The organism is Permianibacter aggregans (assembly GCF_009756665.1).
GTDB lineage: Bacteria > Pseudomonadota > Gammaproteobacteria > Enterobacterales > Permianibacteraceae > Permianibacter > Permianibacter aggregans.
This window is the reverse complement of the sequence record NZ_CP037953.1, coordinates 3,545,493-3,568,959: the sequence shown is the minus strand read 5'-3', so window position 1 is coordinate 3,568,959 and position 23,467 is coordinate 3,545,493. Positions and strand designations below refer to the sequence as shown.

Annotated in this window: 26 protein-coding genes; 2 read left to right on the top strand and 24 right to left on the bottom strand. The window is 55.7% G+C overall.

The genetic code is table 11. The annotated features are described in order from the left end of the window. Window positions 1-31: 31 nt before the first annotated feature. From der to ruvC, 23 genes are all read right to left on the bottom strand, one after another. Complete coding sequence (der, locus tag E2H98_RS16125) at window positions 32-1,456, bottom strand: ribosome biogenesis GTPase Der (RefSeq protein ID WP_133590695.1); 1,425 nt, start codon at window positions 1,454-1,456, stop codon at window positions 32-34. Between the two features lie 108 nt (window positions 1,457-1,564). Then, the gene (bamB, locus tag E2H98_RS16120; protein WP_157591419.1) at window positions 1,565-2,866 is read right to left on the bottom strand and encodes an outer membrane protein assembly factor BamB; all 1,302 of its coding nucleotides are present in this window, start codon (window positions 2,864-2,866) and stop codon (window positions 1,565-1,567) included. Between the two features lie 23 nt (window positions 2,867-2,889). Then, window positions 2,890-3,525, bottom strand: a complete 636-nt coding sequence (locus E2H98_RS16115; protein WP_157591418.1) for a YfgM family protein — start codon at window positions 3,523-3,525, stop codon at window positions 2,890-2,892. Window positions 3,526-3,559: 34 nt separating this feature from the next. Next, on the bottom strand, window positions 3,560-4,834 hold the full coding sequence (gene hisS, locus E2H98_RS16110) for a histidine--tRNA ligase (RefSeq protein ID WP_133590690.1): 1,275 nt from the start codon (window positions 4,832-4,834) through the stop codon (window positions 3,560-3,562). Window positions 4,835-4,880: 46 nt separating this feature from the next. Continuing rightward, the gene (ispG, locus tag E2H98_RS16105; protein WP_133590688.1) at window positions 4,881-6,017 is read right to left on the bottom strand and encodes a flavodoxin-dependent (E)-4-hydroxy-3-methylbut-2-enyl-diphosphate synthase; all 1,137 of its coding nucleotides are present in this window, start codon (window positions 6,015-6,017) and stop codon (window positions 4,881-4,883) included. Between the two features lie 8 nt (window positions 6,018-6,025). Beyond that, window positions 6,026-6,934: a RodZ domain-containing protein gene (locus tag E2H98_RS16100; RefSeq protein ID WP_162848178.1), complete on the bottom strand. Its 909-nt coding sequence runs from the start codon at window positions 6,932-6,934 to the stop codon at window positions 6,026-6,028. A gap of 11 nt (window positions 6,935-6,945) precedes the next feature. Further along, the gene (gene pilW, locus E2H98_RS16095) at window positions 6,946-7,710 is read right to left on the bottom strand and encodes a type IV pilus biogenesis/stability protein PilW (protein WP_133590684.1); all 765 of its coding nucleotides are present in this window, start codon (window positions 7,708-7,710) and stop codon (window positions 6,946-6,948) included. A gap of 38 nt (window positions 7,711-7,748) precedes the next feature. Beyond that, the gene (gene rlmN / locus E2H98_RS16090) at window positions 7,749-8,903 is read right to left on the bottom strand and encodes a 23S rRNA (adenine(2503)-C(2))-methyltransferase RlmN (protein ID WP_133590681.1); all 1,155 of its coding nucleotides are present in this window, start codon (window positions 8,901-8,903) and stop codon (window positions 7,749-7,751) included. Window positions 8,904-8,969: 66 nt separating this feature from the next. Beyond that, complete coding sequence (gene ndk / locus E2H98_RS16085; protein ID WP_133590680.1) at window positions 8,970-9,401, bottom strand: nucleoside-diphosphate kinase; 432 nt, start codon at window positions 9,399-9,401, stop codon at window positions 8,970-8,972. 119 nt (window positions 9,402-9,520) lie between these two features. Continuing rightward, window positions 9,521-10,423 (bottom strand): DMT family transporter, encoded by a 903-nt coding sequence (locus E2H98_RS16080; RefSeq protein WP_162848177.1) that lies wholly within the window; start codon window positions 10,421-10,423, stop codon window positions 9,521-9,523. Window positions 10,424-10,531: 108 nt separating this feature from the next. Continuing rightward, complete coding sequence (locus E2H98_RS16075) at window positions 10,532-10,930, bottom strand: hypothetical protein (RefSeq protein ID WP_133590677.1); 399 nt, start codon at window positions 10,928-10,930, stop codon at window positions 10,532-10,534. Between the two features lie 176 nt (window positions 10,931-11,106). Then, complete coding sequence (gene queC / locus E2H98_RS16070; protein WP_133590675.1) at window positions 11,107-11,787, bottom strand: 7-cyano-7-deazaguanine synthase QueC; 681 nt, start codon at window positions 11,785-11,787, stop codon at window positions 11,107-11,109. 10 nt (window positions 11,788-11,797) lie between these two features. Further along, a complete protein-coding gene (queE, locus tag E2H98_RS16065) occupies window positions 11,798-12,442 on the bottom strand; it encodes a 7-carboxy-7-deazaguanine synthase QueE (RefSeq protein WP_133590673.1) in 645 nt (214 codons plus the stop codon). An 87-nt stretch (window positions 12,443-12,529) separates the two neighbouring features. Further along, entirely contained in the window at window positions 12,530-13,330 is an 801-nt protein-coding gene (gene ybgF / locus E2H98_RS16060) for a tol-pal system protein YbgF (RefSeq protein WP_162848176.1), read from the bottom strand. Window positions 13,331-13,352: 22 nt separating this feature from the next. Next, the gene (pal, locus tag E2H98_RS16055) at window positions 13,353-13,874 is read right to left on the bottom strand and encodes a peptidoglycan-associated lipoprotein Pal (RefSeq protein WP_133590669.1); all 522 of its coding nucleotides are present in this window, start codon (window positions 13,872-13,874) and stop codon (window positions 13,353-13,355) included. Between the two features lie 73 nt (window positions 13,875-13,947). Further along, window positions 13,948-15,312: a Tol-Pal system beta propeller repeat protein TolB gene (gene tolB, locus E2H98_RS16050; protein ID WP_133590667.1), complete on the bottom strand. Its 1,365-nt coding sequence runs from the start codon at window positions 15,310-15,312 to the stop codon at window positions 13,948-13,950. Further along, entirely contained in the window at window positions 15,309-16,235 is a 927-nt protein-coding gene (gene tolA / locus E2H98_RS16045; RefSeq protein ID WP_133590665.1) for a cell envelope integrity protein TolA, read from the bottom strand. The genes tolB and tolA overlap by 4 nt, the downstream gene beginning before the upstream one ends. Before the next feature lie 6 nt (window positions 16,236-16,241). After that, the gene (gene tolR / locus E2H98_RS16040; protein WP_133590663.1) at window positions 16,242-16,676 is read right to left on the bottom strand and encodes a protein TolR; all 435 of its coding nucleotides are present in this window, start codon (window positions 16,674-16,676) and stop codon (window positions 16,242-16,244) included. A gap of 5 nt (window positions 16,677-16,681) precedes the next feature. Further along, window positions 16,682-17,359: a protein TolQ gene (gene tolQ / locus E2H98_RS16035; RefSeq protein ID WP_198325329.1), complete on the bottom strand. Its 678-nt coding sequence runs from the start codon at window positions 17,357-17,359 to the stop codon at window positions 16,682-16,684. A gap of 8 nt (window positions 17,360-17,367) precedes the next feature. Continuing rightward, window positions 17,368-17,772 carry a tol-pal system-associated acyl-CoA thioesterase gene (gene ybgC, locus E2H98_RS16030; protein ID WP_198325151.1) on the bottom strand — a complete coding sequence of 135 codons (405 nt, stop codon included), beginning with the start codon at window positions 17,770-17,772 and terminating at the stop codon, window positions 17,368-17,370. Beyond that, a complete protein-coding gene (ruvB, locus tag E2H98_RS16025) occupies window positions 17,769-18,806 on the bottom strand; it encodes a Holliday junction branch migration DNA helicase RuvB (protein ID WP_133590657.1) in 1,038 nt (345 codons plus the stop codon). Before ruvB ends, ybgC begins: the two co-directional genes overlap by 4 nt. A gap of 187 nt (window positions 18,807-18,993) precedes the next feature. After that, window positions 18,994-19,596, bottom strand: a complete 603-nt coding sequence (gene ruvA, locus E2H98_RS16020; protein WP_133590655.1) for a Holliday junction branch migration protein RuvA — start codon at window positions 19,594-19,596, stop codon at window positions 18,994-18,996. A 43-nt stretch (window positions 19,597-19,639) separates the two neighbouring features. Then, window positions 19,640-20,164: a crossover junction endodeoxyribonuclease RuvC gene (ruvC, locus tag E2H98_RS16015; protein WP_133590653.1), complete on the bottom strand. Its 525-nt coding sequence runs from the start codon at window positions 20,162-20,164 to the stop codon at window positions 19,640-19,642. Between the two features lie 230 nt (window positions 20,165-20,394). Here ruvC and E2H98_RS16010 point away from each other — a divergent pair, with 230 nt between their 5' ends. After that, a complete protein-coding gene (locus E2H98_RS16010; protein ID WP_157591417.1) occupies window positions 20,395-21,252 on the top strand; it encodes a PhzF family phenazine biosynthesis protein in 858 nt (285 codons plus the stop codon). On the opposite strand, the gene E2H98_RS16005 is transcribed toward E2H98_RS16010, so the two are convergent. Continuing rightward, entirely contained in the window at window positions 21,193-22,401 is a 1,209-nt protein-coding gene (locus tag E2H98_RS16005; protein ID WP_133590649.1) for a choice-of-anchor H family protein, read from the bottom strand. The two genes, E2H98_RS16010 and E2H98_RS16005, sit on opposite strands and share 60 nt — an antisense overlap. A gap of 299 nt (window positions 22,402-22,700) precedes the next feature. Here E2H98_RS16005 and E2H98_RS16000 point away from each other — a divergent pair, with 299 nt between their 5' ends. Further along, complete coding sequence (locus tag E2H98_RS16000; protein WP_133590647.1) at window positions 22,701-23,435, top strand: FAD-binding oxidoreductase; 735 nt, start codon at window positions 22,701-22,703, stop codon at window positions 23,433-23,435. Window positions 23,436-23,467: the final 32 nt, after the last annotated feature.

Genomic DNA, 23,467 nt, shown 5'->3' with positions numbered 1-23,467 from the left:
CGCTGCCGATGGCAGCGTTTTTTTGTTTCCGTTATTTGCCTTTTTTTCGGGCCCGAATCATTCGCTTACGGCGCTGGGCCTGACGCTCGGACAGCACATTCTTTTTATCCTTGAACGGATTCTCACTGTCTTTCAATTCCAGTTTGATCGGCGCTCCAACGAGCTTCAGCTCGCGGCGATAGAAATTGACCAGATAACGTTGGTAATGAATCGGTAATCTGGCCACCTGGGTACCGTGAATAACGATACGAAACGGATTGTGGCCGCCAAGATGCGCGTAACGCATCTTCACCCGACGCCGATTGACCTGCGGCGCCTGGAATTCGCGCTGGGCTTGCTCCAGCAAATCAGTCATCTTGCTGGTCGATACCGACAGATTGGCGCAATCAAAGGCTTCATGCACCGACTCGAACAAGTCACCGACACCGGTACCGTGCAAGGCCGAAATAAAATGCAGACGGGCGAAATCGGCAAAGCCCAAACGGCGATCGATTTCATCTTTGATCAATTGACGCTGGTCGTTATCCAGACCATCCCATTTATTGGCGGCAATGACGACCGCACGCCCGGCTTCCATGATATAGCCAAGCAAATGCAAATCCTGTTCGGTGACGTTTTCGCTGGCATCCATCAGCAACACAACGACATCAGCGTCTTCGATCGCCTGCAAAGTTTTGACCACCGAGAACTTTTCCACGGCCTCAAACACTTTGCCGCGCTTGCGGACACCGGCCGTGTCGATCAGCGTGTATTTTTTTCCACGCCGTTCCATATCGATATAAATCGAATCGCGAGTGGTGCCTGGGTGGTCAAATACGACCACCCGATCTTCGCCAAGCAAGCGATTAACCAACGTCGATTTGCCAACGTTCGGGCGACCAACAATCGCCATGCGCACCGGCCGGTTTGGATCGACTGCTTCCTCGGCGGCTTCGCCTTCTTCATCATCAATGGCGACCGGTTCCAGGTTCAGCCTGGCCAGCATTGCCTCGCCAAGCAGCGACACACCGCGACCATGAGCGGCAGCAATCGCTGCTGGCTCGCCAAGACCCACCGCAAAAAACTCCGGCAGCGCGATATCGGGATTCAGGCCGTCAATTTTGTTGACGACCAGCAGACAAGCTTTGTTCAACTGCCGCAGCTCTTGCGCCAGTTCTTCGTCAACCGGGGTCAAGCCATCGCGAGCATCGCAGAGAAACACAACCAGATCGGCTTCCTGCATCGCCAGACGCGATTGCTTGGCCATCTCCCAATCGATGCCTTCTTCTTCGCCGGTGATACCGCCGGTGTCGATCAGGATCACGCGATGACCATGCAATTCGGCATGACCGTATTTGCGATCGCGGGTCAGACCCGGCATATCGGCGACCAATGCGTCGCGTGAGCGGGTCAGTTGATTGAATAATGTCGATTTACCGACATTGGGGCGGCCAACAAGGGCAATTACCGGAAGCATGAAACTCACCTGGTTTGAAACGATCTGTGCAGCATCAAAAATGCCGAGGCCCCGCGCAGGCGGGGCCATGTAAAAGTAGTATAAAAGCGAGCGCGATGCGCTTTTTGCTTACGGCAGCTTCAACAGTGTCAGCTTGTCGTCGCTATCGTAAAGCAGCACCAAGCCATCGAATACCAACGGTGGCGCTTGCAGCGGATTTTCGCTGGCGCTGTCGTCGAGTTTGACAGTGCGTGTGTGCTTGCCGACATATTGCGTACTTTCGCCTTTGCCAGCGCCGCCAATCTTGTAGCGCGACACGAATTTGCCATCGGTGCGGTTCAACCAGTAGACCTGGCCTTCGAAATCGGCGACAACAATGTAATCGCCGATAATCGCCGGCGCGCTCAGGCGGCGGTTTTCCAGATCTTTCTGGGTCCAGACGACATAGCCGGACTGACGATCAATGGCAGTGACATGACCGCGCGCGGTCGAAACCACCAGCGTTTGCAAATCGACCGCAACGTTCTGATAGGTCGACAACTCACGCTGCCACTGGGTTTCGCCGTTGCGCAAATCAATGGCGACAACACTGCCGTTAAAGCTGGCGGCATACATCGACGTGCCGTAAATCACTGGCGTTGAATCGACATCAGCAATACGTTCGATTTCAGAACGGCCGGTCGGCTGACCAATGCGTTTTTCCCATAACTGCTGACCGTTTTCGGCGCGAAATGCCGCGACTTTGCCGTTGTCGAAACCTGCAATGACGATGCCACCGACCAATACCGGTGCACTGGTACCGCGCTGGGTCAGCAGCGGCACATTGCGATCGGCCTGCCACAAGCGCTCACCGCTGGTAGCGTCCAGTGCAAACAAACGACCGTCGATGGTGCGGACAACCACCTTGCCTTCACCGACCGTCGGCGGGGCAATGACTTCCGAGGACACCAGATTGCGCCACAGCTCTTCGCCGGTTTCGGCATTCAGCGCGATGACTTCGCCATTCAGCGTGCCATAGGCAATCAGATTCAGGCCGGCCGAGAAACCGCCGGAAGCGTGCACGCCTTGCCAATGGCGCCAATGCTCATTGCCTTCTTTGTCGAGCGCCACCATCAGGCCACGGCCATTGCCGACATAGAGTTTGTCTTGGTACAGCACCGGTTGCAGTTGCGCCGGCGTCTGGATATCCAGCGGACGATCTTTGCCAGGAGAACCCGACCAGGGCCAAATCGCGCGCCAGGCGGCGCCGAGACCATTACTGGTCGCTTCCCAGGCGGTGGTGTCAACCTGATAGGTCCACAGAACATCCGGCTCAAAACTTGGCGAGAAAGCCGGCACCGGCGACACCACAATCGCGTCTTCGTCAGTGCTGCAGGAAACGGTAACAACTAAAAGCGCTGCCAGACCGGCAGCGCGGAACGATAATTTCATTGATTTTTTATCCCGCTCGAACATCAGAGCGATGTGACATCGAGTTTCAGATCCAGTTCCGGATGGGTGGCGATGACATCGCCAGCCGCTTTCGCTTCTTCAAACGCTGCATGCGCTTCGGCTTCACGGTTCAGTGCCAGCAGCGCATCACCACGGACCATGGCGTAAGCACCATGGTAAGTACCGGCATCATCCTTACTGATTTGCGCCAGTTGCAGTGCTTGCTCGGCATTGCCCTGGGCAAGGCGAATACGGGCCAGACGCAGTGTCGCCGTATGCTTCAGTGCCGGGTGGGCGGCTTCATTGACTACCGCCTGCAACAAGCCGGCCGCTTTGTCCAAATCCGCATCATTGACTGACGCGCGCGCCAGGTAGAGCTGGCCAAACTGGGCGTAAACCGTGCCTTGATGGTCTTTGGCCAGTGCTTCGGCCGCCGCCACGAACTCGGCTTTCTTGTCGGCTTGTTCGGAAAGTTTCACCACCTGCTCAAACGCTGCAGAAGCTGACATCGCTGTTTCGCTCTGGTGCGACTGCCAAAAACGCCAGCCCGCCAGTGCACCAAGGCCCAACACCAGGCCCAGCACCACCGAGACGCCATTGTCTTTCCACCACTGGCGCACTTTCTCAAGTTGTTGTTCTTCGGTCAGAATTTCGTCCACCACTGCACTCCTTCACTACCGGGCTTACCGGCATTTATGCGGTTTTCATTGACTGAACCAGCCGGCTGGCCAATTCGGAAAGCGGGCATTCTATCTGTTCTGCGTCGATTCGTAGAGACTTGATCGCGGCAACGCCACGTTCCAGCTCGGAATCGCCGAGAATAATCGCGAACAGCGCGCCGCTGCGGTCGGCTTTTTTCATCTGTTTTTTCAGATTACCGCCACCATGGCACAGTTGTACCCGTAACGCGGTGTCGCTGCGCAACTGCTCGCTGAGCTGCATCGCTTTCACTTGCGCCGTTTCGCCTAGCGCGACGACAAAGACATCGGCCACCCGCGGCGACTCGGTGCCGCTCAAGGTTTCCATCAGCAGCACCAGCCGCTCCAGACCCATCGCGAAACCACAAGCGGTCGTCGCATGGCCGCCGAGCTGTTCGACCAAGCCATCGTAACGACCGCCGCCGCAGATGGTGCCTTGCGCGCCGAGCGCATCGGTCATCCACTCGAACACCGTGCGGTTGTAGTAATCAAGACCACGCACCAGTTTCGGGTTGACGACGTAGTCAACGCCATTGGCGTCGAGCAGCGCGCACAAACCGTCGAAATGCGCTTTCGATTCGGCATCGAGACAGTCAAGCAGACGCGGTGCATGGTTCAGCACCGCCTGCACATCCGGATTTTTGCTGTCGAGTACACGCAGCGGATTGGTTTCCAGTCGGCGCTTGCAGTCTTCATCGAGCACCGATTCGTGCTGGCGCAAGTAGTCCACGAGCGCGGCGCGATAGGCATTGCGCGCTTCATTGGAGCCAAGGCTGTTGATATGCAGCACAACCTTGTCAGCAAAGCCGAGTTCGCGCCACAGACGCGCGGTCATCAGAATCAATTCGGCATCGACATCCGGCCCTGGAATACCAAAAGTTTCCACACCAAGCTGGTGAAATTGGCGATAACGGCCTTTCTGCGGACGTTCGTGACGGAACATCGGGCCCATGTACCAGAGCCGCTGCTCCTGATTGTATAAAAGCCCATGTTCAATGCCGGCACGCACACAACTGGCCGTACCTTCCGGACGCAAACTCAATGATTCCTTGTCGCGATCGACAAAGGTGTACATTTCCTTTTCTACGATATCGGTGACTTCACCGACCGCGCGCGCGAACAACTGGGTTTTCTCGACGATCGGCATACGGATTTCTTCGTAACCGTATTGACCCATCAATGTACGCAAGGCACTTTCGAGTTTTTGCCAAGTCGGCGATTGTGCCGGCAGCACATCGTTCATGCCGCGCACGGATTGGATTTTGCTCATGACAAACCTTTGAATGCGACTGGGGTGTTGGTTTCAATCCTGTCGCTTATTGATTTTCCACTTTCAACACTGGCGCACCTTTGCTGGCGCTATGAATCAGTTGCTCGCGCTCGGCGACTTTCAGCCGCACGGCTTTTTCCAGCCGCTCAAGAATCTGGTCGTTGGGAATTTTTTCCTGCTTTTCGCCATCGTTGTACAACATTGAACCGCTGAAACCGCCGGTCAGTCCGACATCGGACTCCGAGGCTTCACCAGGGCCGTTGACGACGCAACCGATGACCGACACATCAAGCGGCAAGCGCACATCTTCCAGCCGACGTTCCAGCTCATTGACGGTCGCGATAACATCGAATTCGGCACGTGAACACGTCGGGCAAGCAATGATATTGACGCCACGGGTACGCAGATTCAGCGACTTCAGAATATCCCAGCCGACTTTGACTTCTTCGACCGGGTCAGCGGCCAGTGACACGCGAATCGTGTCGCCAATGCCCTCGGCCAGCAGCATGCCGAGGCCAATCGCCGATTTCACCGAGCCGGAGCGAAAACCGCCAGCCTCGGTGATGCCCAAATGCAGCGGATTGTCGATTTGCTTCGACAGCAAGCGATAAGCGTGCACCGCCATATACACGTTCGAGGCTTTGACGCTGACTTTGAAATCGTGAAAGTTCAGGCGATCGAGAATGTCGATATGACGGAACGCCGATTCAACCAGCGCTTCCGGTGTCGGCTCGCCGTATTTTTCCTGCAGTTCTTTTTCCAGCGAACCGGCGTTGACGCCGATACGAATCGGAATACCGCGATCACGCGCCGCTTCGACGACAGCGCGAATGCGCTCTTCTTTGCCGATATTGCCCGGATTGATGCGCAGGCAGTCGACGCCGTAATCGGCGACTTTCAGCGCGATGCGGTAATCGAAATGGATATCGGCAACCAGCGGCACTGGCGATTGCTGGCGAATCAGCTTGAACGCTTCGGCCGCGTCCATCGTTGGCACCGACACGCGCACGATATCGGCGCCAGCATTGGCCAGTTGTTGAATCTGTTTGACCGTCGCCTCGACCTCAGTGGTTTCGGTGTTGGTCATGCTCTGCACGCTGATCGGGGCATCACCGCCGATCAGCACATTGCCGACCTTGATCTGACGGGTGGGACGACGCTGGATCCAGCTTTGCACTTTCATGATTCGCGTTACTCGCGGGTTAAGGCATTGATCGTGACGGTGGCCGAGCGCGCGGTCGGGTAACCACTCAAATCGACCGGACGGCCATTATGCAGCAGCTCAACACCGGTCGGGTTACCGAGCACCACCGTCAGTGGCGCCGGGCCGGCGACTCGCATCCGATGGCCGGCGGGCTTGGTACCAATGGCCAACACTTCATCGTTGGCATCGGTGACACGCACCCAGCATTCACTATTGAAATTGAATTGCAGCACCTCGGCGGTACCCGGCAATGGCTCAGCAGTAGCGCTCGTGCTTTCGGTTGCAGAAGCTGTCGTCGTGGGCGTTGTCGCCGCCGGCGCGGTTGTCGACGTCGTGGTGCCGGCCAGCTCTTCGGCTGTGGGCACCGCCGCCGGAATTTCTTCCGGGGTCGGCTCAATCGGTGCCAGGTTCAACGGCAAGGAGCCTTCACTTAACGATTGGCTTGCCGGCTCGCTCAAGGTTTCCTTGTCGCTGCTGAGCATTGGCGCCAGTGACTGCCAAAGACCCGGCAACAAAAATACCCCGGCACCAACGGCAGCCAATAGCACCACTCCAATCAGCACCGGCTTCAGCCAGTTGCCACCGCCGCCACCATGGCTGCTGGCAGGCAGCGCCGACAAGCTTTGCAGGCCAGTCAGCGTGGTGGTGTCTTCGTGCTTGCGATTGAACTCGGCAACGATTTCCTCGGAAGGCAGATCCAGCCATTTCGCGTAAGCGCGCAAATAGCCGCGCAAATAGGTGACGGGAATATGATCCGGGGTTTCATCGGCTTCGATGCTGGTCAGCGTCTGGATGTCCAGGTGCAAATGCCGGGAAGCCTGCTCCAGCGTATATTGCTGGGCTTCACGTGCACTACGCAGCCGTTGTCCGGCTGAGCTGTGAACCGGGTTTTCCACGTCGTTTGCTGTTAATTCCGCCATTGTTTACGTTTGTCTGCGTACTGGATTGCCTCTTCCGATTCCGGGAACAGTCGCTCCAATTTCAAACCCCAGCTGGCGACCATATCCTTGTCACCCTGCGCGTTGGCCAGTTGTACACCCAGCCATAAAGAACGAGCGGTATCGGTGGATGCACCGACATAACGATCGAGATAAGAACGAGCCCGAACCAGATTGCCTTTGTTGAATTCCAGATAGCCCAGTTCCAGCAGCGCGTCGGGTTGTTTCGGGTTATGGCGTACCGCGCGCTGAAAATGCTCTTCGGCTTTTTCGTCGTTGCCGCTTCTGAGCGCACACAAACCGGCGTTTTCCAGCGTCGCGGCGATATTGTTATAGGACTTCAGATTCATCGCCCGCTTGAACTGATCTTCGGCGGCAGCGTATTTGCCTTCGCGGCACAGAAACACACCATAGAGATTCAGGTTGTCACCGTCGTTGCGGTCCAGGCGGATCGATTCCTCAAAGGCCTCGTTGGCGCGCTTTTTCTCGCCCACTTCGGCGTAATAATGGCCCAGTGCCGCATGCACCCTGGCATTTTTCGGGTCGTGCTCCAGAGCGCGGTCAAGATGATATTTGGCGCGCTGGAAATTGCCGGCGCCCATGTAACCCCAGCCAGCGTTCAGGCGCTCGGTCGCGGCTTTGTTTTCGGTCGTTGCCGCCGCAGTGCGGCTGGTTGGTTGGCTGGCACAAGCACTGAGCGCCAGCACGAGCACGGAAACCACAATTCGAATCATCGTCACTTCCTACGTCGATAGCGTTACGGCGAAATCGTTCAGAGCGAAATCTGCTGCACCGGAATCGACTGGGCCGGGTCATTGGCCTGCGCCTGGTTGCGCTGGGAGCGACGGGTGCGATCGTTGACTTTGCCGACCAACTGGCCGCAGGCGGCATCGATATCATCGCCGCGGGTGCGACGGGTGATCACGGTGTAACCGGCCTGCATCAGAATGTCGCCAAAGCGCTCGATACGTTCGTCACTCGAACACTCGAATCGGGTGCGCGGAAACGGGTTGAACGGTATCAGATTTATTTTGCTCGGTATATCTTTTAACAAGCGCGCCAGCGCACGAGCCTGCTCATCGCTGTCGTTGACACCTTTGAGCATGACGTATTCGATGGTGACTTTGCGCGCCGCGTTGGATTCGTCGACATAGCGCTGTACCGCCGGTATCAGCACTTCAATCGGGTATTTGCGATTGATCGGCACCAGCTCATCACGCAGCGCGTTATCCGGTGCATGCAGAGAAATGGCCAATGCGACATCGATGCTTTCACGCAGCTTGTCCAGACCCGGCACAACGCCAGAGGTGGACAGCGTCACGCGCCGCTTCGACAAACCGTAGGCATTATCGTCAAGCATCAGCTGCATCGCCGCGACGACGTTATCAAAATTCAGCAGTGGCTCGCCCATGCCCATCATCACGACGTTGGTGACTTTGCGTTCACCGGTGGTGCGCAGCGCGCCTAAACGTCGAGCCGCCAGCCAGACCTGGCCGATGATTTCATGCACTTCGAGATTGCGATTGAAGCCCTGCTGGGCCGTTGAGCAAAACGCGCAATCGAGCGCGCAGCCAACCTGTGAAGAAACGCAGAGCGTGCCGCGATCGCGCTCTGGAATAAAAACGGTTTCGACCAGCTGGCCACCATCAATGCGCAACGCCCATTTGATCGTGCCGTCCGCCGACATCTGTTCGGTGACCACTTCCGGGCCACGGATTTCGGCAACCTCAGCCAGCTTTTCGCGCAGCGCCTTGCTGATATTGCTCATCGCGTCGAAATCATCGACGCCAAACTGGTGTATCCATTTGATCAGCTGGGTGGCACGAAACGGCTTTTCGCCGATCGACTCGAAAAAGTTCGCCATTCCTTTTGCATCAAGACCCAGCAGATTGGTTTTCGGCAAATGGGATTCGGCAACCGTGTTCATGCTCTACCACCTCAACTTAAAATACATGCGCGGGATCATGCTGCCACGATCCCGCGTAACACCTGCTTAGCGCGTGCGCGGGCAGACTTCTTCTTTGCTGAAGAAGTAATTGATTTCGCGCTCGGCCGACGTGGTGCTGTCGGAACCGTGAGTCGCGTTTTCGTCAACCGAAACCGCGTAATCAGCACGGATGGTGCCGGCAGCGGCTTTCTTCGGATCGGTGGCGCCGAGAATTTCGCGGTGACGAATCACAGCGTTCTCGCCTTCCAGCACCGATACCACAACCGGGCCCGAGGTCATGAAGCTGACCAGTGCACCGAAGAACGGACGCTCTTTGTGTTCAGCGTAAAAACCTTCCGCTTTTTCTTTCGACAGATGCATCATCTTGGTCGCAACGATTTTCAGACCGGCACGTTCAAAGCGCGAAAAGATTTCGCCAATGACGTTCTTGCCGACAGCGTCCGGTTTAACGATGGATAAGGTGCGTTCAACAGCCATTGATTCACTCCAGGAACAAAAAGTTTCGGTAGAAAATGGGCAACCTGTGCAGGTTGCCCTTGGGAAAACGGGTAATTATACCGTATGTGCGGCAGTGCAGCGATAGCTGCACTGAAGAGTCAGGCGGCGCGCCGAGTCCAGAGCTGACGCCAGCCGGGCGCCATGACCAGCAGGTTACCGAGGACGGATAACGCCACACCGACGAAGGTCAGCGTATGCCAGGTAAAGCCTTCCAAAAGCGTGGAAAGCAGTAAAGCGACGATCGGCACCGTGACATTGACATAGGCGGCCTTGTCGGCGCCAACCTTGGCAATCAGCGTCAAATAGCTCATGAACGCCGCAATCGAGCCCAGAATCACCAAATAGAACAAAGAGCCCAGATAGCGGGCGTTCCATTCAATGGTGAATTCAATACCGGCCGCCAGCGCATAAACGAGCGTGAACAGCGTACCCCAGGCCATCGCCCAAGCGGTCGATTGCACGACCGGCAATTGCCTGCGCCGCTGGGCAACGCTGACCAGGTTGCCACAAGAGGCACTTACGGTGGCGATAGACGCCAGCATAACGCCAAGCCAGGCATGGATATTGGCATCGAATCCGGCCAGTTCTGGCCAAAACACCAACACGATCCCGAGTACGCCGAGACTGGAGCCAATCGCGACTTTGTGCTGGATCGGTTGGCCATAGACCAAACGCATGCCGAACATATTGAAGAACGCCATGCCTGAGCAGATCAGCGCCACCAGACCGGAGCTGATGAAACGCTCACTGTGGTAGAAAAGCGCGTAGTTGATGCAAAACAGAAACAGACCTTGAGCGGCAAACAATCGATGTTCAGCGGCGGAAAATTTCAGCGATTTGCCGCGTACCAAGCTCCACAGCAGCATCAGTGCCGAAGCCATGCCAAAGCGATAAACGATGCTGGCTTCCGGCGCCACGACACCGAGCTGATAGGTGATCACCAGCCAAGTCGAACCCCAGATGATCACGGCGGAAAGGTACAGCCCCAGTGTTGAGCCCATGCGCCCCACTCTTCCAGGCATTAGCAAGCCGGGCAGTGTAATCGAGTTTTTTTGCCGAAACTATGCGCAATCCGCGGCCACAGTGTTCACCAAAAGTGCCGGCTTGTGTCAGGGAGCTGCGCTGAGATTGCTCGAAGAAAATTGTTGCCGCAGGCGCTGATACTCGCGATCGTGCACGCGATGCCGTTTCGGTTCTTGCTGCAGTGCCTGCCAATGCCGCACGTATTGCTCAATGCTGAGGCCGCTGGATTCAATCGACTGGCGGACAAACACATCCTGGTGCAAACAACGGGCAAAATGCTCTGCACCGTTGACTTGTTCGCATTCAGGACTGGCCGCGACTGACATCAATTGCCGTTCATGCAGGGCTTCAAAACGGCGGGCGCTGGCTTGCAGAAATTGCGGCCAGTCAAACGCCATCGCTTCGTTGTTTTGCGCGATCGTCAGGGAAGAAAAGCCAAAACCGAATACCAGAATTAGCGCGATACGCGCGGCAGAAATGCCCATCCGAACCTCCGTTGTTCCGACATCATTGCTGATCAATGCTCCGACACATGGCCGCTGAGTACGGCTCGCACATCCTGTTGGGTCGGGGGTTTTTATCGAGTTCCGTGCGATCCTAGAGAAAGCCAGGCATTACTCACTGTGAACGGCGTCACAGTTACTGAGGCCTCACCATTTGCTCAGGTTCGATATAGCGTCGGGTCAGTGATACCGGCGTCGGTAAAGCCTTGACGACGCAAGCGGCAGGCATCGCAGCGACCACAGGCCTGCCCGGCATCATTAGCCTGATAGCAGGAAACGGTCAGCGAGTAATCGACACCAAGCGTCAAACCCGCCTGAATGATTTGCGCTTTGCTGAGCTGAATCAGCGGTGTTTCGATGCGCAAACGATGCCCTTCAACACCTGCGCGGGTGGCGAGATTGGCCATCTTTTCAAACGCGGCGATGTAGTCCGGGCGACAATCCGGGTAGCCGGAATAATCGACGGCGTTGACGCCGGTATAAATCGCGTCAGCGCCGAGCACTTCGGCCCAGCCCAGTGCAATTGATAGGAACACTGTGTTGCGTGCCGGCACATAAGTAACCGGAATACCGCTGGTAGGCGACTCCGGCACGGCAATGCGATGATCGGTCAGTGCCGAACCGCCGATTTGCGATAAATCCAGATCAATGACTTTGTGTTCCATCACGCCATTGGCGCGAGCAATGCGCTCGGCGAAAACAATCTCTTGAGCCGAACGTTGACCATAGCGAAAACTCAGCGCGTAGCAAGCAAAACCGGCGGCTTTCGCCATCGCCAGACAGGTGGTGGAATCCAGGCCGCCAGACAACAAGACTACGGCGCATCGCACGTTAGACATCACACTACTCTCAATGACCGGGAACATCGCCCCAGATAAATTTATGCAACTGCACCTGCATCCGCACCGGCAGACGATCAGCGAGTATCCATTCGGCCAGTGACTTCAATGGCAGTTGCTGAAAACTCGGCGAAAACAGCAATTCGGTTTTGTCCCAGAGCTGGTGGTGATCGCAGATCATCCGGGCCCAATCGTAATCCTGGCGCGAGCACAACACGAATTTGATTTGATCATTGGTGGTCAACAACGGCAGATTCTGCCAACGGTTTTTATCGACTTCCCCGGAGTCCGGCGTCTTGATATCCACGACACGCGACACCCGCGGATCGACGTCGCTGATGTCCATCGCACCGCTGGTTTCCAACGACACCTGATAACCGAGATCGCACAATTTTTGCAGCAGCGGGATACAGGCTTTTTGCGCCAATGGTTCACCACCGGTTACGCAAACATGACGCGCGCCGAACGATTGCACTGAGGCGATGACCTCGTCCATCTCGCGATATTCACCACCATAAAAAGCGTATTCGCTATCACAGTAGTGGCAGCGTAGTGGACAACCGGTCAAACGGACGAACACGGTCGGCAAGCCAACCGTACGTGCCTCGCCCTGCAGCGAGTGGAAAATTTCGGTAATTCGGAGACGTTCAGACATCACAGAGCGCCAACCTGCGCCAATCAAACATATGAGTAAAACTGCCGATCCGCGCCGGCTTTTACCGACGCGACATTCAGCCGTTCGTTAACGCAGATCCTGCAGACTTTTTTGTGCGGCTTGCGCTGCGCTGGTGCCGGCATATTTGCTGAGCACCTGTTGGAAATAGGCACGCGCCGCATCAGCATTGCCGCGACGCTTTTCAATTTCGCCAAGCTTCAACAAGGCATCGGAAGCGCGCGATGAATCCACATAACGCGTTGCCACCACCTTGAATTGCGTTTCCGCTTCTTCCCACTGACTGGTGACGTAATAGACCTGACCAAGCCAGTAATGGGCGTTTTGCGCGTTCTTGCCGTTCGGATAGGTTTTCAGAAAATCCTGATAAGCCGTCACCGCTTCAGCGTACTGACGATTGCGCACCAGCGGGAAAATGGCATCGTAGGCCGCCGCTTCCGACTGGGCATCCTTGGCGCTGACGGTATTTTTCGCCGTCGTCGTCGCCACTTGCGCGGTCACCGTGGTGACCGGTTGCTCAGCCGTTGTCGTTGGGGTTGTCGTGTTGGCTGCTGGCAGCGATGGCGTGCTGGCTTGATTCAGCGCCGACAAACGACTGTCGATATCGCGATACAGATCGCGCTGTCGATCCAGAATTTGGGAAAGCTTGAATTCCTGCTCTTCGACTTGGCCACGCAGCATGCGCAGCTCTTCTTGCAGGGTGGTAATTTGAATTTGCATATCCGCAATGACGCGGTTACGCACTTCGACTTGCTGCTCCAGCGATTGAATGCGCGCATCTGCAGCACTGCCGCCACCGGAAGAGGCATTGACCACCGGTGCTGCAGCAAACGTCGGCGTCGCCCAGGCAGTGATGGCCGAAACGGCCATCACGCTGGTGAAGCGACGGAGATTAACCTTCGTAAACGAGAACGCCACGACGGTTCTTTTCCCAAGCAGCTTCGTTATGACCCAGAACCGCCGGCTTTTCTTCGCCGTAGGAAATGGTCTTGATTTGCGAAGCCTGAACACCATAGCTCATCAGAACTTGAGCAACGGCTTTGGCACGACGCTCGCCCAGGGCGACGTTGTACTCTGGCGTGCCACGCTCATCGCAATGACCTTCAACGGTGACGTTCAGGCCAGGATTTTTGGCCAGGAACGCGCCGTGCAGGGCCAGCAGATCGCGGGCTTCCGGCTTGACGGTGGAATCATCGAAGTCGAAATACACGACGCGCGCTTTACGGGCTTCGATGTCTTGCAGACGGGCGAGTTCTTCTGCGCTCGGGCCAGTTTGCACTGGTTGAGTAGTAGTTTCTTGAACGACCGGCTGCGTGCTTTGGCCTTCGGTTTCAGTTTGCTTGCTGGCGCAAGCAGCCAAACCGGCTACCATTAGGGCAACGACAACACTTTTATAGATGTGCTTCATTGACATTGTTGACTCCTGCCTAGAGTTGTGTGTGGAAAAATAAAAACCACCTTCGAGCCCCACATCAGCTCAAAGGAGGTCAGAAATCCAAAAAGGGAGACCACGCCGGAGCCCGTACTTCACCCTTGCGTGCCTGCAGTCTGGCCTTGAAACGACCATCGGTCGATACGGCTGCCAGCATCTGCCGTCCCTGGTAAATGGTCGCATATATTACCATGCTGCCGTTCGGTGCCAAGGTTGGCGACTGATCTAATTGCGTATCAGTGAGAATTTGCATGGTTTTTGTGCGCAAATCCATGATCGATACCCGATATTGGCCATCAGTTTGGTTCACGAACACCATTTTGTTCGGATCGCCATTGAAGCGTGGCTCGGAATTGTAGGTGCCTTCGAACGTCACCCGCTCGACCTGACCCGAAGCCAGATGAGTGCGATAGATCTGCGGACGACCACCGCGATCCGAGGTGTAGTAGAGATGTTTTCCGTCCGGCGCGAACATCGGGTCGGTTTCGGCTGCGCTGGAAACCGTTATCCGCTTCGTCGTACGCGTGGCCAAATCGTAGATATAGACCTCGGCATTGCCTTCATACGACAAGGTCATTGCCATCTTGGTGCCATCCGGCGACCAGCTTGGCGCGCCATTGATGCCGGCAAACGATGCCACTGTCTGGCGATTGCCGGTAGCGAGCTCCTGCACAACGATTTGTGAGCGACCGCCTTCAAAGCTGACGTAGGCCAATTTTTTCGAGTCACGCGACCAGGCCGGCGACATGATCGGTTCGCGGCTCTGCGCCATCAAACGCGGGTTGTAATCATCAGAATCGGCCATGTAGAGCTTGAACGGATAACGCGAATCGCTGTGATCGACGTTGACGTAAGCAATATAGGTAGCGAACGCGCCACGCACGCCAGTCAATTTTTCATAAACGATATCGGCGATGCGGTGCGCATGCATGCGCAGGCCAGCATTCTGCACCAGATGCTGACGGGCTTCGATGACGTTGCCAGCGCCGGAGATCAATTCACCACCACTCAAGGTCAGGTTACCGGCGCCCTGGCCCTTGCCTTTGAACACATCAACCAGTTCAAAACCAACCTGATATTGGCCTGGTGCGGTTTCGGTGATGCGACCGACGACCACCGCTTCAATGCCGAGCGTACGCCATTTGCTCAGGTTCACATCACCGGCGCGAGTCGGCCGCTCCGGCAAATTCATTAGCGATAACGGGCGAAAACGTCCCGAGCGCTCCAAATCGCGAGCAATGATATTGCCGATATCCTGCGGTGGTTCTGCGGTTGAGCCCTGCCAGGCAAACGGCACAACGGCCACTGGCCGGGCATCATCCAAACCTTCGGTGATAACAATTTCCAAATCGGCGTGCGCGACCGAAAGCCACGACATCACACCACAGATCAACAGAAAACGTTGCCACAAGTATTTCATGGTTGCACTTTATCCTTTGGATCCATCGTGAACGTAATGGATCGCATTTCATTAAACACTTCCGGATTTTCCGGCACGGGTAGCGGCTCCGCTTTTCTCACCGCCGCCACCGCAGAACGACATAACACGGCATCGCCAATGCCTTCCGTTACATCCAATACAATTCCACCCGGGCCTAAACGAACTTGGATTCGACAGCTTCCCATTGGATTGGCCGGCACGATCCAGTTGCGTTTGACCTTGTTGTAAATCAAAAGTTTATATTTCTCGACTTCCGACAAGACCGCTTTGCGTCTAGCCGCCGCAGCTTCCGCCTCCGCCGCCATCATCTCTTCCAGCTCACTTTCCTGCTGGGCTCGGCGTTTGGCCTCTTCCTCACGCTTTCTCTTTTCGTCAGCCTCTTTCTTCTTGCGCGCCTCTTCTTCACGCTTTTTCTTTTCTTCGGCTTCTTTTTTCTTGCGCGCTTCTTCCTCTTTGCGTTTCTTCTCTGCCTCTTCCTTCTTCTTGCGCTCTTCCTGCTCTTTTTTCAGCGCGAGCTCTTTCTGCTCTTTTTCCTTGCGGGCCTTTTCCTCCGCCGCTTTTACTTGGGCAATACGGTCTTCTTCGCGCTGGCGTTCAATGCGCGCTTGTTCTGCTTTTTGCTCTTGCTCTTTGCGGATCTCGTCTTCTTTGGCGCGCTCAATCGCTTCCAGCCGTTCACGTTCTTTACGCTCGGCATCCTCAATCTTTTTCTGTGCCTTGCGCTGCATTTGCTTGATTTCGGAAACATCGATGGTTTCGACTTCCAGAATCTCGGCAGTCGCCGGCTCGGGAGGTAAATCCCAAAAATCGTAATTGAGCGCCAGCAGGGTCAGCAGCGCGATGTGCGCTACCGCTGACAGAATGATGGCGCCTTTCAGCGATGCTTCTTTGCGTCGAGTCATCGGCCGTTACTTGCGTTTGCCATTGCCAAGCGCGGAGTCATCAGTCATCAGTGCAACGTTTTCAATGCCACCTTTTTTCAACGCGACAAAGACTTTGACGACATTGCCGTACTCGGTATAGCGGTCACCGCCGAGCGCAAAGCGAATATGTGGCTTCACTTCTTTTTGTGCGCGTACCATCGTCAACAGCTCTTCAAACTCCAGCGGGCCGGTGGTATCGGCACCGACGGTGAAAAACAGGTTGCCACTGCGATCGATGTTAATCACAGCAATTTCCTGTTCGCTCGATACCGGTTCCGATTCGGCTTCCGGCAAATCGACGCTGACGCCTTGGGTGATCAATGGCGCCGTGATCATGAAAATGACCAGCAGCACCAGCATCACGTCGATATACGGCACGACGTTGATTTCTGCCATCTGGCGGCGACGGGGTTTGGCCATCAGTATTACTCGCGGGTCTGGGCGCTATGCGCTTTGCGGTGCAGGATGCCGGAAAACTCATCAATGAAGTTTTCGTAATGGGTTTCCAGTTTTTGCACGATATGGTTGAAGCGGTTATAGAAAATAACGGCCGGGATCGCTGCGAACAAACCGATCGCGGTGGCGATCAGCGCTTCGGCGATACCGGGTGCCACCATCGACAGCGTCGCCTGCTTGACCGAGCCGAGCGCGATAAACGAATTCATGATGCCCCAAACGGTGCCAAGCAAACCGATGTACGGCGAGGTCGAGCCAATGGTCGCCAGCCAGGACAAATGATGCTCAAGCTTGTCGACTTCACGCGAATGAGCGACTTTCATCGCACGATGAGTACCGTCCATGACCGCTTGTGGTGAGGTGCTGGTTTGCGCGCGCAGGCGGGCGAATTCACGAAAGCCGGTGGTAAAAAACAATTCCAGGCCGGCGTTTTCCTTGTTGCGCGATGACAAGTCGGTATAGAGCTTGTTCAGATCGACACCGGACCAGAACTTCTCCTCAAACTGCTCCATCTCTTGCCGGGCTTTGCCAAGCACACGCTGGCGCTGAATGATGATCGTCCACGACGCCACCGACAAGAAAAGCAGGAACACCATGATCAGCTGCACGAACAAACTGGCATTCAAAAACAGTCCGATAAAGGACATATCGTGGGTCACGCTTGCCACTCCTTCACTAACAATTCCGGCAATGCCGCCGGCTTCATATCATTGACGGTCACGCAGGCCACTTTGATGATGGCGCGTGACAAAATGGTTTCAGGGTCATTGCTCAAACGAATTTGCTGCTTGAAGGTGACCGAAGCGCGACCAAAACGCTCCACCTCGGTAACAACATCAAGCGCGTCATTGAAGCGCGCCGATTTCAGGTAATCGACTTCGGCACGGGCCACGGCAAACGCCAGCCCTTGCTCAATCAACATGGCCTGATCAAGACCAATGGCACGCACCATCTCGGTACGGCCGCGCTCATAAAACTTCAGGTAATTGGCGTAATAGACGACGCCAGCCAGATCCGTGTCTTCGTAATAGACGCGCACCGGAAATACAAACGGCGTCATGCCGATTCTCCGTTGAACAGCTCACCACTCTGGGCGCGCGGAATCAAACCAAAATGTTGATATGCCAATTTTGCCGCCATACGGCCGCGCGGCGTGCGCTGGATAAAACCTTGTTGAATCAGAAACGGTTCCAGCACATCTTCAATGGTGTCGCGTTCTTCGCCAATCGCCGCTGCCAAACTATCGAGCCCCACCGGACCGCCATCGAATTTCTCGATGATGGTCAGCAGCAGCTTGCGATCCATCGTATCGAAACCGTTCATGTCGACATCGAGTAAATCGAGCGCGCGCGCCGCGACGTCTTCGGTTACATGACCATTGGCTTTGACTTCAGCGTAATCGCGCACACGGCGCAGCAAACGGTTGGCGATGCGCGGCGTGCCGCGAGCCCGGCGAGCGATCTCATGAGCGCCGGCGGCGTCCATCGGCACTTTCAATAAACTGGCTGAGCGCAACACAATCTGGGTCAGATCGGCGACCGAATAAAATTCCAAACGCTGAACGATACCGAAGCGATCACGCAGCGGCGAAGTCAGCAGACCGGCACGGGTCGTCGCGCCAATCAGCGTAAACGGCGGTAAATCGAGTTTGATGGAGCGGGCAGCCGGGCCTTCACCAATCATGATGTCGAGCTGATAATCCTCCATCGCCGGATAGAGAATTTCTTCCACGACGGGCGACAGGCGATGAATTTCGTCGATAAACAGCACATCGTTGGACTCAAGACCGGTCAGCATCGCGGCCAAGTCGCCGGCTTTTTCCAGCACCGGGCCAGAGGTGTGCTTGATGTTGACGCCCATTTCGTTGGCGATGATCGAAGCGAGCGTGGTTTTGCCGAGGCCGGGGGGGCCGAAAATCAGCACATGATCGAGTGCTTCTTTGCGACCACGAGCCGCTTCCAGAAAAATCCCCATCTGCTGACGCACCGGCTCCTGGCCGGTGTAGTCGGCCAGCCGGGTCGGCCGGATAGCCCGATCGACATGATCTTCTTGTTTGCTGCCACTCGCAGTGACCAGGCGATCGGTTTCTATCATCGTTATTGCGGTCTATAGCCCTGAAAAGCCGCGATCAGGCGGCCAATGATGCGTCCGAGCAGACTTTGCATTCCTGACGGCGCCCAATGGAGCCAGAGACTATCAGCTCTTATATAAGTTCCATGTGCGCCAGTCCCGATTTTGCATGGGTACCAATGTATTTTTTCAGCAAAATCCGAGAGTTGCGTTATTTTGCCATGTGTCGCAGCGCAAGGCGAATAAGTTCTTCGGCGCTTTCGCCACCGGTTTCCACCTGGCTGATGACTTTTGACGCATCCTGCGGTTTGTAGCCAAGCGCGACCAGGGCGCTGACCGCTTCCTGGGTTGCCGAGGATTGGGAGACAGTAGTACCGCTTGCTACCGGTTGCAGAATCGATGGCACATCCCAGTCCTTCAGGCGGTCGCGCATTTCGATGACCAGGCGCTCGGCGGTCTTTTTACCAACCCCCGGCACTTTGCTGAGCAATTTCAAATCGCCATCATGAATGCAGCGCACGAACTCATCGCGCGGCAGCCCGCTGAGAACTGCCAATGCCAGCTTCGGGCCTACGCCATTGACCTTGATCAGCTCACGGAACATCGCCCTATCGTCCTTGTCGTGGAAGCCGAACAGCAGCTGGGCATCTTCGCGCACAACAAAATGGCAGTGCAGCGTCACTTCCTTGCCGGCATCCGGCAATGAAGGAAACGCCGACAGTGGAACCAGCACCTCATAACCGACACCGTGGCATTCGACCAACACTTCCGGTGGCCGCTTTTCCACCAATACGCCGCGCAGGCGACCAATCATGAGCTACCTCATTGAAATCATTGTTTATTGGAATAATGACGACTCAGCGCATCCGGCCGCGCCGACGCCGAGTCAGCATCAGGCCGGCATTGTGCACCAGATTATTCATGCCGTGGCCGTGACACAAGGCGATGGCAATGGCGTCGGCAGCATCGGCTTGCGGCACGCCATCGAGATTCAGCAGCTTGCAGACCATCATCTGGACCTGGGTTTTATCGGCAGCACCGGTACCCACCACGGCTTGTTTGACCTGTCGAGCGGAGTATTCAGACACCGCGATGCCCGCTTCCGCCGCAGCGACAATCGCTGCACCACGTGCCTGACCAAGTTTCAGCGCGCTGTCAGCGTTTTTACCCTGGAACACCTGCTCGATGGCGACTTCGTCCGGCCGACATTCAAGTATCACCGATTTGATGCCGTCATAAATGGTGCGCAGACGCTCGGCCAACGGCAGTTCCGCGACACGAATACAGCCGGACATGACGTATTGTGGTTTGCTGCCGAGCATCCGCACGACACCAAAACCGGTGGTTCGGAAACCGGGGTCAATTCCCAAGATAACAGCCAACGAAAAAGCCTCTTTTGCATTGAGGACTCATTCTCGCGTTTTGCTTGCCATAAAATCCAGCCTTTCCTGATTGCCAAGCTGGTCATCAGGATCAGACGGTTCTCCTTGCCATAAAAACACGCATTTGGCGACATAGTGTTTCCTTTTGTTTTCTTGATCTCCCAACAAGAACTTGTAAGGTAATCAACACCACGGTTCACAACCTCACCAACTAGAGGAAATACCACCTCATGTCTGCCGAACCCCCAAGCTTTCTGACCATGGCTTTTACCGATGAACACGGCAATGGCGGCAACCCCGCCGGGGTGGTACTTGATAGCGGAGCAATGCGTGAGCAGGAAAAACAAAAGCTGGCTGCCAAGCTCGGTTATTCGGAAACCGCGTTTGTCGATGGCATTGATGGCAACCGCATTCGTCTGCAATTTTTCACGCCGAATAAACCGATTGCCGATTGCGGCCATGCCACGATTGGCGCATTCAGCCTGTTACGATCAAAAGGACTGATTGGCGAGGGGGAATTCATCAAAGTATTGAATGCCGGCGAACGCATCATTGAAGTGAATGCCGATCAGATCTGGATGCAGGTGGCACCGCCACGTTTTTCGCCGTCTCCGGATGAGGTGGTGATTGCCCAAGCTTTGCACAGCCTTGGCCTCGATCCGGCGCAGATGCCGCTGGCCAGTGCGCCGGCGATGGTCAGCACGGGTGCGCCGTTTCTATTGCTGGAATTACGCGAGCGAGAACAACTGGCGGCACTGCGCCCTTCGCAGGCAGCGATCGAACAATTGTCGATGGCGCATGGCCTGATTGGTTTTTATGTTTTTGTGCAAACCGCAAGTGGACATTACGACGCGGCGGCCCGAATGTTTGCGCCAGCGTTCGGTATTGATGAAGAGTCGGCCACCGGCATGGCGGCCGGTGCGCTGACCGCGTTACTGCATCAGCGCACCGGTATCATTCGTTTGACCATTGCTCAAGGCGACTGGATGACACCGCCGTCACCGAGCCGCCTGTACAGCGAAGTGCGATCATTTTCTCGGGATCAAGCGGACATCTGGGTTGGCGGCCGCGGTGCGTACCGCCGTTGAGCGTTGCCAGAGCAGCGCCAACAGCAACAACACCAGACCGTAACTGATACTGCCACCACCACCCGAACCACGCGAATCGCTGTCGGAATCGCCACCACCTGGTGGTGGCGGTGACGGCCGTTGATCGCGGCTTTGATCTTCCAGCGGTACCCGCGACAGCGAAGGATCTTCACTGCCTACCGATGCCACCACATAGCCGGTCAAGGTATCAACCAATTCAATGCGAAAATCGTAGTGATCGGTTGGATATCCTTGCTGCCATTCAGCAGTAAATTGGTAAGCATCGGCACCGCTGTTGACGTAAACCGGGAATGGATCGGAACGCAATTCTTCGAGCCAGGCACCGCTGGCAGCGCGGGCATAAACAATCGCATAGACTTCTCCGGTGCCATTATCCATGTCCGGATCAACGGTCACACTGAAGCGCGAATAGTAACCGTCGCCATCCCGATCTTCGAGCAGCTCGGTGCGGGCATCATTGATGTGCACACCGAGATAATGCAATGGCCGATCAAAGTCTTCTTGTTCCAAAGCCAGATCACGCAGGCTGCTGTCTTCAGCCGGGCCAATTGTCGCGACAATGCCGTCATAACCCACTTCATACAAATCGATCAGCACATCGTAGTAACCGGTTGGATAACCGCCAGTCAGAATGGTGTCGACATAGTAGTCGTCAGTACCGCTGGTGCCATAAATCCAGAAGTCATTGGTGGTGTAATAGCGCAACCACGGCCCGGAGTCACCCACCCGGCGAATATAAAGCTTGGCGTAGACCAGCGCATCACCAATGCTGACGTCGGCATCGAAACGAATCTTGAAGCGCGCGTAATAACCGTCATCATCATCGTCGCGAATCATTTCGCGACCGGCATCCCATAATGTGAAATAGTGACTGCGTGATGACTGTTGTGGTTGGGTTGCGCGTTTCTCTACCGGTGTTTGCGCTTTGTCTGCATGCCATATAATGCCATTCGATTTCTGAACGCTGTTGCTCGTTGCCTGACTGAGATCGACAGGCGCCGCACTCCAGCTCGCGATTCGCGTTTCTGCCGTTTTTTTGCTCTCGACATAGTCGGCGGCACTTTCACTGGCCGCCCATGAGCCTGCACTCAGGCTCGCCGCCATGAGTCCGACAATCAAGGTTTTCATAGACAACACTCCGGTTGATTGAACTTGCTTGATGTCATTTAAGGCTTGAGGCGCTGAATCGATACTGAATCAACAACACCGGAACGCGTGCAAATTACCGAATGGTCTTGATCTTTCCTTGTTAACTGAATTGCGCCTGAACCGGCGCAGCGGCCGAGCACCACATTGAGCAAATCTCCGTGCCGATAGCGACATGACGCGCGGCACCAACAGCGGGCAAGCGCCATACGGTCGCTGCGTTGGGGCATTTCACCGATTTACGTTAAACTGGTACAAGCCATCAATGGAATTCAACCACTATGCAAACGTTTCCCATCGAACTGGTCGAAAATGCACCGATCAGCGCCAACACCCGCGTTCTACGCTTCAAGAAAACCGACGGCAGTAACTTTGCGTTTCGTCCCGGTGAATTCGTTTCACTGCACATCCCCGATGAAAACGGCGATATCCTGAAACGTAGCTACAGTATTGCAACACTGACCGACAACCCGTTGGACGCGCAGGTACTGGAACTGGTGGCGAGCTTTGTCGAAAACGGTCGCGCCACCAAATGGATTTGGCAGGCCAAACCCGGCGCCGAGATTGCCTATGCCGGCCCGCTGGGACAGTTGGTGTTACCGGAAGAAAAACCCGGTCGGTTGATCCTGATGGCGACCGGCACCGGTGTCGCACCCTACCGATCAATGCTGCATCAATTGCGGCCATGGCTGGAGCAAGGGCTGGAAGTGCATGTGCTGTTTGGTGTCCGTGAGCGTCAGGAAGCGTTTTATCTGGACGATTTTCGCGCGACCGCGAAAGCCCATCCAAACTTTCATTTTTCCCTGTGCCTGTCGCGCCAGCGGGCCGAAACAAAAGATGAATTCTCCGGTCGGGTCACCGCCCGGCTGGCCGCGCTAGTGCCCAACATGGAGCGCGATTTGGTCTATCTTTGCGGCAACCCGGCAATGGTCGATGAAACCTATGCGATGCTGAAAGCCGCCGGTTTTGGTGTGCGCTCAGTGCGCCGGGAAAAATACGTCTTTTCGCGCAATTAAGCGCGAATTTCAGGTGTTTGAGGGAGCACGAG

Coding starts and splice junctions, on each gene's coding strand:
- der (WP_133590695.1), bottom strand. CDS start 1,456: ATGCTTCCGGTAATTGCCCTTGTTGGCCGCCCCAATGTCGGTAAATCG.
- bamB (WP_157591419.1), bottom strand. CDS start 2,866: ATGAAATTATCGTTCCGCGCTGCCGGTCTGGCAGCGCTTTTAGTTGTT.
- hisS (WP_133590690.1), bottom strand. CDS start 4,834: ATGAGCAAAATCCAATCCGTGCGCGGCATGAACGATGTGCTGCCGGCA.
- ispG (WP_133590688.1), bottom strand. CDS start 6,017: ATGAAAGTGCAAAGCTGGATCCAGCGTCGTCCCACCCGTCAGATCAAG.
- pilW (WP_133590684.1), bottom strand. CDS start 7,710: ATGATTCGAATTGTGGTTTCCGTGCTCGTGCTGGCGCTCAGTGCTTGT.
- rlmN (WP_133590681.1), bottom strand. CDS start 8,903: ATGAACACGGTTGCCGAATCCCATTTGCCGAAAACCAATCTGCTGGGT.
- ndk (WP_133590680.1), bottom strand. CDS start 9,401: ATGGCTGTTGAACGCACCTTATCCATCGTTAAACCGGACGCTGTCGGC.
- E2H98_RS16080 (WP_162848177.1), bottom strand. CDS start 10,423: ATGGGCTCAACACTGGGGCTGTACCTTTCCGCCGTGATCATCTGGGGT.
- E2H98_RS16075 (WP_133590677.1), bottom strand. CDS start 10,930: ATGGGCATTTCTGCCGCGCGTATCGCGCTAATTCTGGTATTCGGTTTT.
- queC (WP_133590675.1), bottom strand. CDS start 11,787: ATGTCTAACGTGCGATGCGCCGTAGTCTTGTTGTCTGGCGGCCTGGAT.
- queE (WP_133590673.1), bottom strand. CDS start 12,442: ATGTCTGAACGTCTCCGAATTACCGAAATTTTCCACTCGCTGCAGGGC.
- ybgF (WP_162848176.1), bottom strand. CDS start 13,330: ATGGCCGTTTCGGCCATCACTGCCTGGGCGACGCCGACGTTTGCTGCA.
- pal (WP_133590669.1), bottom strand. CDS start 13,874: ATGTCAATGAAGCACATCTATAAAAGTGTTGTCGTTGCCCTAATGGTA.
- tolB (WP_133590667.1), bottom strand. CDS start 15,312: ATGAAATACTTGTGGCAACGTTTTCTGTTGATCTGTGGTGTGATGTCG.
- tolA (WP_133590665.1), bottom strand. CDS start 16,235: ATGACTCGACGCAAAGAAGCATCGCTGAAAGGCGCCATCATTCTGTCA.
- tolR (WP_133590663.1), bottom strand. CDS start 16,676: ATGGCCAAACCCCGTCGCCGCCAGATGGCAGAAATCAACGTCGTGCCG.
- tolQ (WP_198325329.1), bottom strand. CDS start 17,359: ATGTCCTTTATCGGACTGTTTTTGAATGCCAGTTTGTTCGTGCAGCTG.
- ybgC (WP_198325151.1), bottom strand. CDS start 17,772: ATGACGCCGTTTGTATTTCCGGTGCGCGTCTATTACGAAGACACGGAT.
- ruvB (WP_133590657.1), bottom strand. CDS start 18,806: ATGATAGAAACCGATCGCCTGGTCACTGCGAGTGGCAGCAAACAAGAA.
- ruvA (WP_133590655.1), bottom strand. CDS start 19,596: ATGATTGGTCGCCTGCGCGGCGTATTGGTGGAAAAGCGGCCACCGGAA.
- E2H98_RS16010 (WP_157591417.1), top strand. CDS start 20,395: ATGTCTGCCGAACCCCCAAGCTTTCTGACCATGGCTTTTACCGATGAA.
- E2H98_RS16005 (WP_133590649.1), bottom strand. CDS start 22,401: ATGAAAACCTTGATTGTCGGACTCATGGCGGCGAGCCTGAGTGCAGGC.
- E2H98_RS16000 (WP_133590647.1), top strand. CDS start 22,701: ATGCAAACGTTTCCCATCGAACTGGTCGAAAATGCACCGATCAGCGCC.